This window comes from Flagellimonas sp. B-3 (genome assembly GCF_056857835.1).
Map to the genome: position 1 here is coordinate 47,154 of NZ_JBSXNW010000014.1, position 12,265 is coordinate 59,418.

Annotated in this window: 14 protein-coding genes; 9 read left to right on the plus strand and 5 right to left on the minus strand. The window is 42.1% G+C overall.

Going from position 1 to position 12,265, the window contains the following annotated elements; translation table 11 throughout:
• Positions 1–4: 4 nt before the first annotated feature.
• Positions 5–334, minus strand: a complete 330-nt coding sequence (locus AC13CS_RS02530) for a hypothetical protein (RefSeq protein WP_293169348.1) — start codon at positions 332–334, stop codon at positions 5–7.
• A 255-nt stretch (positions 335–589) separates the two neighbouring features.
• On the opposite strand from AC13CS_RS02530, the gene AC13CS_RS02535 reads away from it, so the two are divergent.
• The 3 genes from AC13CS_RS02535 to AC13CS_RS02545 all read left to right on the plus strand — a co-directional run bounded on the left by AC13CS_RS02535 (position 590) and on the right by AC13CS_RS02545 (position 3,352).
• Complete coding sequence (locus AC13CS_RS02535) at positions 590–751, plus strand: C1orf53 family protein (protein WP_293169346.1); 162 nt, start codon at positions 590–592, stop codon at positions 749–751.
• Positions 752–811: 60 nt separating this feature from the next.
• Positions 812–1,387, plus strand: a complete 576-nt coding sequence (locus tag AC13CS_RS02540; RefSeq protein ID WP_293169344.1) for a DUF4136 domain-containing protein — start codon at positions 812–814, stop codon at positions 1,385–1,387.
• A gap of 213 nt (positions 1,388–1,600) precedes the next feature.
• The gene (locus AC13CS_RS02545) at positions 1,601–3,352 is read left to right on the plus strand and encodes an aromatic amino acid hydroxylase (protein ID WP_293169342.1); all 1,752 of its coding nucleotides are present in this window, start codon (positions 1,601–1,603) and stop codon (positions 3,350–3,352) included.
• A 23-nt stretch (positions 3,353–3,375) separates the two neighbouring features.
• Here the strand turns inward: AC13CS_RS02545 and AC13CS_RS02550 are convergent, their stop codons facing one another.
• The 4 genes from AC13CS_RS02550 to alaS are packed head-to-tail and all read right to left on the minus strand — an operon-like array spanning position 3,376 to position 8,452.
• Positions 3,376–3,990, minus strand: coding sequence for a DUF4230 domain-containing protein (locus AC13CS_RS02550; protein WP_293169340.1), 615 nt, complete (start codon positions 3,988–3,990; stop codon positions 3,376–3,378).
• Positions 3,991–4,938, minus strand: coding sequence for a GSCFA domain-containing protein (locus AC13CS_RS02555; protein WP_293169338.1), 948 nt, complete (start codon positions 4,936–4,938; stop codon positions 3,991–3,993).
• Between the two features lie 10 nt (positions 4,939–4,948).
• On the minus strand, positions 4,949–5,800 hold the full coding sequence (locus AC13CS_RS02560) for a tetratricopeptide repeat protein (RefSeq protein WP_293169336.1): 852 nt from the start codon (positions 5,798–5,800) through the stop codon (positions 4,949–4,951).
• A 39-nt stretch (positions 5,801–5,839) separates the two neighbouring features.
• Positions 5,840–8,452: an alanine--tRNA ligase gene (alaS, locus tag AC13CS_RS02565; protein WP_293169334.1), complete on the minus strand. Its 2,613-nt coding sequence runs from the start codon at positions 8,450–8,452 to the stop codon at positions 5,840–5,842.
• Between the two features lie 104 nt (positions 8,453–8,556).
• On the opposite strand from alaS, the gene AC13CS_RS02570 reads away from it, so the two are divergent.
• Genes AC13CS_RS02570 through AC13CS_RS02595 form a run of 6 tightly spaced genes read left to right on the plus strand, consistent with a single transcriptional unit; the run spans position 8,557 to position 12,229 of the window.
• Positions 8,557–9,534 carry a M23 family metallopeptidase gene (locus AC13CS_RS02570; RefSeq protein ID WP_293169332.1) on the plus strand — a complete coding sequence of 326 codons (978 nt, stop codon included), beginning with the start codon at positions 8,557–8,559 and terminating at the stop codon, positions 9,532–9,534.
• Entirely contained in the window at positions 9,534–9,863 is a 330-nt protein-coding gene (locus tag AC13CS_RS02575) for a MerR family transcriptional regulator (RefSeq protein ID WP_293169330.1), read from the plus strand. Before AC13CS_RS02570 ends, AC13CS_RS02575 begins: the two co-directional genes overlap by 1 nt.
• 18 nt (positions 9,864–9,881) lie before the next feature.
• Positions 9,882–10,481, plus strand: a complete 600-nt coding sequence (locus AC13CS_RS02580) for a LemA family protein (RefSeq protein ID WP_293169328.1) — start codon at positions 9,882–9,884, stop codon at positions 10,479–10,481.
• 3 nt (positions 10,482–10,484) lie between these two features.
• Positions 10,485–10,922, plus strand: a complete 438-nt coding sequence (locus tag AC13CS_RS02585) for a TPM domain-containing protein (RefSeq protein WP_293169433.1) — start codon at positions 10,485–10,487, stop codon at positions 10,920–10,922.
• Complete coding sequence (locus tag AC13CS_RS02590) at positions 10,903–11,691, plus strand: TPM domain-containing protein (RefSeq protein WP_482888344.1); 789 nt, start codon at positions 10,903–10,905, stop codon at positions 11,689–11,691. Before AC13CS_RS02585 ends, AC13CS_RS02590 begins: the two co-directional genes overlap by 20 nt.
• Positions 11,692–11,746: 55 nt before the next feature.
• On the plus strand, positions 11,747–12,229 hold the full coding sequence (locus AC13CS_RS02595; protein ID WP_293169324.1) for a hypothetical protein: 483 nt from the start codon (positions 11,747–11,749) through the stop codon (positions 12,227–12,229).
• Positions 12,230–12,265: the final 36 nt, after the last annotated feature.

Genomic DNA, 12,265 nt, shown 5'->3' on the forward strand with positions numbered 1-12,265 from the left:
AAAATTATCGCGTCAAATAATGTAAAAAACCAAAGGTTTTGCGGTTGGATAGATATTGCATATCCTTTTCATTGGCGTATGCCTCACGCTCAAAGCTGATGTTTTGGTAAGCGCGGTAACTATCCAAATAAAGGACGGTACGAAACAACCATTCCGAAACATAGAGCACATAGAACGGCAATATGAGCAGTTCTTGCTGTTGCTTTAAGTGAATGCGTTCGTGGTTAATTAGCACCTCGTCGGCCATTAGAGCATCTTCCTTTAGGATAATGAAAGGCCATAGCGAGAGACCCACATAATTTTTATAGAAGAAATGTTTAAAGACTAGTATCACTTGATCCCATTCCTTTGGTTAGTCTAACAAATATAACTGCAAAAAGTGCTCAAAATTGGATAGTTAGGAGAAATCCATCAACATTTTCGGTGAATAACCTTGTTTTGAAAGTCTTAAAACCTTCGTTCTATTCCGGCGAAAACCGTAAATTTATATAGTAAACTACCTCTGGGCAACCCCATGAGGAATCGGAGCAACTTGCCTGATGGAAGTTAGGTTTAAATCTCGATTATAGAGTAAAATGGCGCAAACCACATGAAAGAGCACATTCCCTTGGAAGAGGGTGATTATTACGTATCGGAACAAGGGTATAGGGTGTTTACCGAAAAATACCACCTAAAACGTGGTTATTGTTGCGAAAGTGGTTGCCGCCATTGCCCCTATGGATATAATGCCAAAACAAACACCCAGAATTAGGCATTCGGCATAATATTTGTAGATTATTTAATCATATCTCAAGAAATTAAAAAAAGTACTATGAAAAGTTTAAAACGTTTTGCACTGATTGTCTTTTCCTTTGGTTTGTTGGCCTCCTGTACTTCCGTACGGGTGGTTTCCGATTACGACCAAAAAGCTGACTTTAACACCTATAAAAGCTATGCTTTTTACAAAACTGGTATAGATAAAGCCCAAATTTCGGATTTGGACAAGAAAAGAATTTTAAGGGCCATTGAGGCTGAAATGGGTTCTCGTGGATTTGTCAAATCCGACAACCCCGATGTATTGATCAGCATTTTTACCAAAGAGCGCGAACGTGTGGACGTCTACAACAACTTCGGTTGGGGCTGGGGCGGATTCTACAGCCCATGGGCCTGGGGTCCCGGTTGGGGTTGGGGCTGGGGAGGCTATGGCAACAATGTTAGCACCCGTACCGAAGGTTCTTTGTACATCGACCTGATCGATGCCAATAAAAAAGAACTGGTTTGGCAAGGTCGTGGCGTAGGTACACTGAACAATACCAAAAACATTGAAAAGAAAGAGCAACGCATCAAAGAATTTGTTTCGCAGATTTTGGAAGAGTACCCGCCGCAAATGACAGTGGCCTCCAACTAAAACCTACAAGAGATTGTCTGAATGAATTAAACAATGTCAGGTTGAGCGCAGGCGAAACCTTTTTAAGGCATCAACGCCATAAATTCTCGACTGACTACGCTCGAATTGACAATAAAAACCCATTCAGACAACTTCTTTTTTATTACCCTTAACTTTCCTTAAGAGAAAATCCACGCTCTATTTCATATCTTTAAGTCGCACAAAAATTGACTCATGAGCTACGAATCCAATCCTATACTGGACAAACTACCGAAGCATCTCAAACAATTCATAAAACCACAAAATTATGAAGCGTACACGGCCATTGACCAAGCGGTTTGGCGCTACGTGATGCGCAAAAACGTGGATTATTTGAGTAAAGTGGCCCACAGCTCATACGTGGATGGTTTGAAAAAGACAGGGATTTCCATAGATCATATCCCCAATATGTACGGCATGAACAGAATCCTCAAAGAAATTGGTTGGGCTGCCGTTGCAGTCGATGGTTTTATCCCACCTTCTGCCTTTATGGAGTTCCAAGCCTACAATGTGCTCGTGATCGCTTCGGATATTCGACAACTTGAAAATATAGAATATACCCCTGCACCCGATATTATTCACGAAGGTGCCGGACACGCTCCCATTATCGCCAATCCAGAATACGCAGAATATTTACGCCGTTTTGGCGAGATTGGCTGCAAGGCCATTTCCAGCGCCAAGGATTATGAACTTTACAATGCGGTGCGACATCTTTCCATAATAAAAGAAGCACATGGCACCCCGCAAAGTGAAATAGAAGAAGCCGAAAAGCATATTGAGCAACTACAAGAAAATATGGGGGAACCCAGTGAAATGGCCCTAATACGAAACCTACATTGGTGGACCGTGGAATATGGTTTGATCGGCACGGTGTACAACCCAAAAATTTATGGAGCAGGGCTACTTTCGTCCATTGGTGAAAGTACGTGGTGCATGACGGACAAAGTGAAAAAGATTCCATACTCCATTGAAGCGGCCCGCACCGAGTTTGATATCACCAAACCACAACCACAGCTTTTTGTGACACCCGATTTTGCTTTTTTAAGTCAGGTTTTGGAAGATTTTGCCAATACCATGGCCGTGCGAACAGGAGGGCTTTCAGGCATCAAAAAGTTGATTGGTTCCAAAGCGCTCGGTACCATCGAATTGAGTACGGGACTGCAAATCTCCGGGGAATTCAACAATGTAATTGAAAACGACGGGAAACCTATCTATATACAAACCAAGGGCGGCACGGCCCTTGCCTATCGTGAAAAAGAATTGGTCGGGCACAGTATTGCTCACCATGCCGATGGTTTTGGTTCACCTATCGGAAAGTTGAAAGGCATCAACATTGCCATTGAAGACATGGGGCCACGCGACCTTAAAGCCTATAAAATTTATGAAGGGGAACAAATTGCCCTGGAGTTCGAAGGCGGCATCAAAGTGGAAGGAACCATAGTAACGGGCACCCGAAACTTAATGGGCAAAATCATTCTTATCACTTTTGAAAATTGCACGGTTACCCACAACGATAAAACCTTATTCCAACCTGAATGGGAATTGTACCACATGGCTGTTGGCCAACACATTGTATCAGCTTATAATGGTCCCGCAGACCTTAATAGTTTCGACCTAACCAGCCATCAGATTACAGAAAGCGCCATAAAATCCAAAAAAGACGAAAAAAGGTTGCAATTGGAGCGGTATTATGAACAAATCAGGCATTTTAGGGAAGGAAAAAACATCACGATTTCACGAAACAAGGTCTTCCAAGCCCTTAAAAAAGAACATCCAAAAGATTGGTTACTGCCCGTAGAATTGTACGAACTGGCCAAACAGGACAACAATCAAGAGTATCAGCAAGAGATTTTGGAACACTTGGAACACATTAAGCGGGATAACCCCAAGGTAGGCCATTTAATTGATGATGGTCTCCAACTGGTGGATACGGCCTTGGTAAGTTAATCCTAACCTTCTCCTGTGACAGTTTAATCCAAAAAAGTTTTCAACTGTTCGGCATTTTCAACAGGAGTGTTTTCATAGACCAAGGTCCAGCCCATGGTATTGGTGAGCACCAAAATGCGCGACAGTTCGCTGACCAGTCGGTTTTCCGCATTGGAACGCAAAGAGGAAGCTTCTATTTTCTTCATTAAGGAAGCATTCACGTTGCGCTTAATGGCATTGTAATCCCCTGCGTTGAAGGGGTTCAAGTAATCTGCGGTAACATCGTAGTACTCAAAATCGGGACTTATTTTTATCTCTGGCTCTGGAATTTGTGTAATCTTCAGCAATTTATTCCCCTCGTCCACCTCATAGCCTATTTTGGACATATCATAAGCAATGGAAACGTCAGCATTTACCACAACCAATGCTTTCTTGTGTGCGGTTACCAACGGCCCGAACAGTTCTTTGGAATCTTTGTAATTGTAGACTTCGGCAAAATGCCCTTCGGAAACCACCAATTTGGATACGTTTCGCAATTCCTGCTGAATGAGCATGGAGTTTTCTTCAAGAATGGATTTTTGCTCTCGGTCATCGGTGCACGATTTATAGATCAAAACCGAGGCCAAGGCAATTACTGCTCCTGCTAAAACTTTTTTCATTTAATCAAATTTCATGAAAGAATACCTTTCTTGAAGATACGTAATTTTTGTGCGGAGCGATGTTTTAAACTTTTGATGCGCTTCAGAATCGGGGTTAAATGGTCTATGCAACAATCCTTTTTGAACGGCATCCACCTTATCCAAAACAGCATAACATTTTGATGAAATCCAGACCAATTTAAATTTTTCCCAAATGTAATCGACGGCAAGTTCGTTAGGATGCACCATATCCTTGTCATAAAAACGGTAGTCGCGCAACTCGTCCATCATAATTTCATAGGATGGAAAGTAGGACACACTGTGTCCTTTTATTATTTGATAAAGGGCAGCAAACAGATGCGCCTTGCTCTGCTGGTTTTCCACAAAACCATCTTTTACATGACGAACGGGCGAAATGGTGAAGATGATTTGTGCAAGGGAATTCATTTTGCGAATCATTCCCACCAAATTATTGAGACTGGACTCGATTTCGGTTACGCTCAACAATTTTTTAGTGAATTGCTTTTGGGACACCTTATGGCAATTGGCCACTATTTTATTTGAATCCTGATGCTCATACACCCATGCAGTTCCGAGGGTGATGATGATGTGCGATGAAGTTTCCAACCCTATTTTGGTTTCTTTCAACCTTTGGTTGAGGAGTTGCAACAATTCCAATGAATCCTCGGAGCGTAAATTGGAATGGGCTTCAAAACAACGCCAGATGCCATCTTGCTCAAAAATATCTCCTTTCTCATAAGTTTCTTCTTGAATAGCTCGTTGAACCAGATTTTCTATCGCTAAAGGATGAAACAATATCCCAAAGGGATTTTGCATTTGCTGGAACTTGAAGTAGTCCAACTTATTACCCATATTTTCCACAAAACAGGAACCCAAAAGCACCATCTTACTTTGATAGTCGATGGGATTATCGCTGGGTGTTAAAGGCATCTTGGTTTGTAATTCCATTATTTGACATCTATTTTTTTCTAGACCTCGGACTTAACCTATGAAACACTTGATAAGGATAAACAACATAATATACTTGATCTTCATTAATTGTATTTTGGTTGTTCTCCCATGCTAATTCGATTGTTTTTTCAGCCTCCTCCTTTTTCCCAGAATTATATTCTGATATGGCCTTGTAATAAAAAGCATCACCAAAGTTTTTATAAACCTTTAAACTCATATCAAAATTTTCGATTGCCTTTTCGTAATTCTTGAGTTCATATTCAACTACTCCCATATAAAACCAATCCATATAATGGCATGCTTCCTCAGGAGGTTCGTTAGGGAAATCTTTGAATTGCTGCTCTTTACTTTTTAGGAGGTAATTTTTAGCATTCTCAAATTGGTTCAATTGCAAATAATCCAATGCTATATAAAAATTATAAGTATGGTCCATCACGTACCCATCTCCAAACTTTTCCTTTGCCAGCTTTAGTTCATCTATTGACTCCTGGTACTCATTGGAGAAAAGACATTTCATAAACCCACTGTAATCCAAATATCTTTTCGGGTCATACAAAACTGCTTTTTCCAAAAAGGGCTTTCCTATAGAAAACTTACGTTCCTTATATAATGGCATTGCTTTCTGCTGCCAGAAATAGGCCGAATCAGGTTTGATCATCAAAGCAGAATCCAAATAGCGCTGCCTATCCACAGAATATACAGGAACTTTATTTGCCTTTTGCCAATAATCTGCAATTTTAATTGAATCATCAACTGATAGTACTACCTTTTCAGATTCAAACGACCTTCCCTCTTCTGTTTTGCTCTCATTTTCAGCACAGGCTTGAAAAATCAGAAATATATATAAGATTTTTTTCATACATAATATCAAGAGAGGTTGGGTTAATAATAAAATTAATTAAGATACATAAGCTTTTACTTTATCCAGCGCATCGGGAATCCCAGCAGGGTTTTTACCACCCGCAGTAGCAAAGAACGGCTGTCCTCCCCCACCACCTTGGATGTATTTCCCCAGTTCGCGGACAATGGTTCCCGCATTCAGGTCCTTTTCTGCCACCAAATCCTTGGAAATGTAGCAGGACAAAACGGCTTTTCCGTCCTTTTCAGAGGCCAACAATAGGAACAACTTATCTACCTGACCTCCTATTTCAAAAGCCAAATCTTTGATGCCACCTGCATCCAAATCCACTTTTTTGGCCAAGAATTGGACTCCGTTCACTTCTTCCAATTCTGAAATCAGTTCGTTTTTGAGTCCTTTGGCCTTATCCTTCAACAATTGCTCCACTTGTTTTTTAAGTGCAAGGTTTTCTTCTTGTAAACTGGCCACCGATTTTACAGGGTCTTGCGAGTTCTTCAACATATCCTTGATCTCGAAGAGCATACGATTGTTGTTGAAATAAAATTCTTTAACAGCATCAGAAGTAATGGCCTCAATTCTTCGAATTCCAGCGGCAACGGCTCCTTCGGAAACTATTTTGAAATGCCAAATATCGGCGGTATTCTTTACGTGGGTACCTCCACAAAGTTCAATGGATTGTCCAAAACGAATGGTACGGACCGTATCGCCGTATTTTTCACCAAAAAGTGCCATCGCCCCTTGCTCCATGGCTTCTTTCATGGGAACATTGCGGTTTTCTTCCAAAGGCAAATGTCCATCAATACGGGCATTGACGAAATTTTCGACTTTCCGTAGCTCCTCCACCGTCAATTTTGAAAAATGGGAGAAATCAAATCGTAGATATTTGGAATGCACAGCAGAGCCTTTTTGTTCTACATGGGCTCCCAAGACTTCGCGCAGGGCTTGGTGCAGCAAGTGCGTAGCGGTATGGTTGCAGGCCGTTCTCCAACGTTGCTTTTTGTCCACGATGGCTTTAAAGGTTCCCGAAACTTCTTTTGGCAACGATTTGGCAAAATGAACGATTTCGTTGTTCTCCCTTTTGGTGTCAATGATATAAGTAACATCGCCGTTGGGAGCTTCCAAATAGCCTTTATCTCCAACCTGACCACCGCCTTCAGGGTAAAATGGGGTAAGATTGAACACCAATTGGTATTGGTCTCCCTCCTTTTTACTGGTCACTTTACGATACTTTACCAGTTTCACATTGGCTTCGAGGCTATCGTAACCGATAAATTCTTGTTCAGCATCGGTCAATAAAACGTTCCAGTCGTCCTTGGACACTTCGGAAGCAGCTCTGGAACGGTCTTTTTGGGCTTTCAAGGCTTTTTCAAACCCTTCCGTGTCCAGTTGATACCCTTTCTCCTCCAAAATCAAAGCGGTCAAATCTATGGGAAACCCGAAAGTGTCGTACAGCTCAAAGGCCTTTGTACCTGCTATGGTTTTATCCTTGGAGGATTTTATCACGGAATCCAACAACACCAATCCTTGTTCCAAAGTGCTCAAAAATGAGCTTTCCTCTTCTTTGATCACATTTTCGATTAGTTGATATTGCTCCTTCAACTCCGGGAACGCTTTCCCCATTTGTTCGCCCAACACCTTGACCAATCTGTAGATGAATGGTTTGTTGGTGTCCAAAAAGGTGAATCCGTAGCGAATAGCACGGCGTAATATCCTTCGGATTACATAACCTGCTCCCGTATTGCTGGGCAATTGCCCATCGGCAATGGAAAATGCCACGGCACGCACATGGTCGGCCACCACACGGATTGCGATATCGGTTTGCTCATCCTTGCCATATTTTTTCCCTGTAATGATTTCCACCTCGCGAATCAGCGGGGTAAAAACATCGGTATCGTAATTGGATTGCACGCCCTGAAGCACCATGCACAAGCGCTCAAAGCCCATTCCGGTATCAATATGCTTTTCGGGAAGGGGTTCCAGACTTCCATTGGCCTTACGGTTGAACTGCATAAAAACCAAGTTCCAAATTTCCACTACTTGCGGATGGTCCTGGTTTACGAGCGAAGCTCCGTCCACTTTTTGTTTTTCTTCCTTGGGTCTTATATCCACATGAATCTCGGAGCAGGGTCCGCAGGGGCCTTGGTCGCCCATTTCCCAGAAATTGTCCTTTTTGTTTCCTTTTATAATTCGATTCTCAGGTACAATTGCCTTCCAAAGATCGTAAGCTTCTTGATCCAATGGCAATCCATCATCCCCGCTTCCTTCAAAAACGGAAACGTAAAGACTGTCCTTATCAATTTTATATACCTCGGTGAGCAATTCCCATGCCCACGCAATGGCCTCCTTTTTAAAATAATCCCCAATACTCCAATTCCCCAACATTTCGAACATGGTGTGGTGGTAGGTATCCTTCCCAACTTCTTCCAAGTCGTTGTGCTTACCGCTCACCCGAAGACATTTTTGGGTATCGGTCAATCTTTTGCTCTTTGGAACGGAATTCCCCAAAAAGTACTCCTTAAACTGGTTCATACCGGCATTGGTGAACATCAGGGTAGGGTCGTCTTTCATTACCATGGGTGCCGATGGTACAATCTTGTGGTTCTTTTCTTTAAAAAAGTTTAAAAACTGGTTTCTAACTTCTTGGGATGTCATTGAATTCCTAGGGTTTTCTTAAATTTAACACTTTAAGCAAAACAATTTTTATATTTGTTTGTTCTGATTAAAATGAGTGAGCAAAAATAGGATAAAATCCATTCATGTCTAAAGTTAAGTACTATTACGATCCGGATACACTTTCTTATAGAAAGATCGAGCCGAAGAAATCCAAAAAGTACAGGAATATTTTCTTGTTCTTGCTGGGCTCCGCACTGTTCGGTTTCCTTGGACTGATTATTCTTTTGAACACCCGATGGGTAAATACGCCCAAGGAACTTTCCCTTGAACGCGAGGTTCGAAATTATGAACTTCAGTTTGATATCATGAACAGGAAAATGGACCAAATGGAACAGGTTTTGGCCAATATTGAAGATCGGGACAACAATATTTACAGATTATATTTTGAAGCGAACCCAATACCCGAAGAGCAGCGTAGAGCGGGTTTTGGGGGTGTCAACCGCTATAAAGACCTTGAAGGCTTCAACAATTCGGAAATCATCATCAATGCAGTAAAACGATTGGACATTATCCAAAAACAAATGGTAATCCAATCCAAATCGTTGGATGAAATTGCCAAATTAGCGGAAGAAAAGGAAAAGTTACTGGCCGCCATTCCGGCCATTCAGCCCGTTAGCAACGAAGACCTTACCCGAATGGCCTCTGGTTATGGTTGGCGATCGGACCCCTTTACCAAAGCACGTAAAATGCATTGGGGCATGGACTTTACCGCTCCACGAGGCACTCCAATATATGCCTCCGGTGATGGAAAAGTGGTACGTGCCGACAATAGGTCGTCCGGTTATGGAAAACATGTGCGAATTGACCATGGCTACGGTTACATCTCACTGTACGGGCACATGAGCAAATACAATGTTACTGTTGGCCAAAAAGTAAAAAGAGGTGACCTTATCGGCTTTGTTGGTAGTACGGGACGTTCCCAGGCACCCCATGTCCATTACGAAATATTTAAGGATGGGGAACGCATCAACCCCATTAACTTCTACTACGGAAGTTTGTCCACGGAAGAATTTGAGAATATGCTCAGATTGGCCAATCAAGAGAACCAATCACTGGATTAATGCACGTAGACCTACCCGAAAAACGATATTATGGCATTGGCGAAGTGGCCAAGGCCTTTGGGGTAAACACCTCCCTAATCCGTTTTTGGGAAAAAGAGTTTGACGTGCTCCAACCCAAAAAAAATGCCAAGGGCAATCGTAAGTTTACACCGCAGGATATCCAAAACCTTCAGTTGATCTACCATTTGGTAAAAGAGCGAGGGTTTACTTTGGATGGTGCCAAAATCCATCTGAAAGAGGAAAAACAAAAAGCCCTTTCCAATTTTGAGGTGATTCAAAAATTACAAAAGGTAAAAGCGGAACTCCTTAAAATAAAAGAACAACTATAAACACTTAACCAATAGAAAATGAAAAAAGGTATTATAGCCATTATTGCCCTGGGGATTTTAGGGGTAATCGTTGTAGGATGGTACGTAAGCACCAACAACAAGCTTGTCGACATGAAAGGACAGGCCACTAAGCAATGGGCCAATGTGGAGAGTTCTTACCAACGCAGAAGCGACTTGATCGGGAACTTGGTGAAAACAGTACAAGGCGCCGCCGATTTCGAACGGGAAACCCTAACGGCCGTTATCGAAGCAAGGGCAAAGGCCACCTCAACCAGTATAGACGCCAACAATATTACGCCCGAACAATTGGCAGAGTTTCAACAGGCCCAAACAGGACTTTCCTCCGCCCTATCCCGGTTATTGGTTACCGTGGAGCGCTATCCCGATATAAAGGCCAATCAGAACTTTTTGGAACTACAGTCCCAATTGGAAGGCACAGAGAATAGAATCAATGTAGAACGCAACCGTTTTAACGATCTGGCCGGGGAATACAATATTAAAATACAGCAAATCCCGACCAATATTGTGGCCAGCATGGCCAATTTTGACCCGATGGCCCTTTTCAAATCAGATGCCGGTTCGGAAGATGTTCCCGAAGTGGATTTTGAATTCAATTAAATGATGTCGCACGTAGAAGAGTTTTTGACCGCCGAGGAAGAAAAGGAAATTGTTGAGGCCATTGTTGAGGCCGAAAAAAATACTTCTGGTGAAATACGGGTACATATTGAAGCCTCCACCAAAATAGATCATTTTAGCCGGGCACAACAAATCTTCCATTTTCTAAAAATGGACAACACCAAAGAAGGAAATGGTGTACTTGTTTATGTGGCTGTGGACGATAAAAAATTTGTGATCTACGGTGGAGAAGGTATTGACAGGGCCGTTCCCAAAGGTTTTTGGGACACCACCAAAGATGTAATGGCATCCCATTTTAAAAAAGGGGATTTTAAACAAGGTATCGTTGAGGGAATCCTTATGGCAGGCAAAGAACTGGAAGCCCACTTTCCATGGAACCATAACGACACCAATGAACTGAACGATGCGATATCCAAAGGGTAGTTTATTTCTGGCTTTTTTATACGTTTCCCTTGCTTGGGGGCAGTTTACCATACCCGAAAAACCGCAAAAACAAACCAGCGTTTACGATTATGTGAACCTGCTATCCCCATCGCAAAGCAATGCACTGGAACAAAAGCTGGTTCAGTATTCCGATAGTACCTCAACACAAATAGTGGTTATCATTATTAGTTCCACCGAAGGTGAAAGCATTAATTTTTTAGGGGCACAATGGGGACAAAAATGGGGCATTGGACAAGCGGACAAGGACAATGGGGTGCTTGTACTTTTGGCCAAAGACGACCGTAGAATTGCCATCAACACTGGCTATGGCGTAGAAGGCCGTCTTACCGATTTAATGTCGAGACGAATAATCGAAACCGTGATTATCCCGGAATTTAAAAAAGGGGATTATTATAGTGGTCTGGACAAAGGTTCCGATGCTATTTTTAAAGTCCTTACGGGCGAATTTACCGAAGACCGTACCTTTGGGAGTGGTAAAAAATTCCCTCTTGACGCCCTTTTCCCTATCATTATCTTTATTATCATCATCATTATTTTATGGAGCCGTAAAAACAAAGGCGGCAGAGGTCCAGGTGGTCGCAGGGGCGGCGGACTTGACATTTGGGATATGATCATCCTCAGCAATATGGGTCGCAGCTCAGGTTCTTCAGGTGGTTTTGGTAGCGGAAGCCTCGGTGGTGGAGGTGGGTTTAGTGGCGGTTTCGGTGGCGGTGGCTTTGGAGGCGGCGGTGCTTCCGGTGGATGGTAGTCGAAAACAAAGCAACCAAAACGGCATATCTTCATCTTTTTAAAAAAAAGACTTCATGTCTAAAAAACTACTGCTTTTATTCATTTCAGTATTCGTTTTATCGTGTAAATCAGATGACAACTCAATAGATTGTTCTTTAGTGGATTGCTTTGTTGGTGAAGACATCATCCGATTAACGTTTTTAAGTCTGGAAAACGATGAGAATTTACTAGCCAATGGAGCTTTGGATTCAGGAGCCATACAAATTTTGAATGAACAAAACCAAAACGTTACATTTTCTATAGAACAATACCCTATCACAGGAATGGTTATTGTCGTACCGGTTTCAACCGAAGAATTCGGTCAAAAATCGTTCACAATAAATATTAAAGACGGTGAGTCATCATTTGTAAGTTTCAACGCAAGTTTTAGGCAAGGAGAATGTTGCGGTCCCTATACCTCAATAGAAGGTGTGGAGGCAAATATTCCCTATGACCACACATTGGAAAAATATGGCGCTCTGCCGCTTTCCATTACTTTCTACATTTCCAGTACATAAGTTATAGCCTCATAAACCTTGAATCTTTTTTATTAT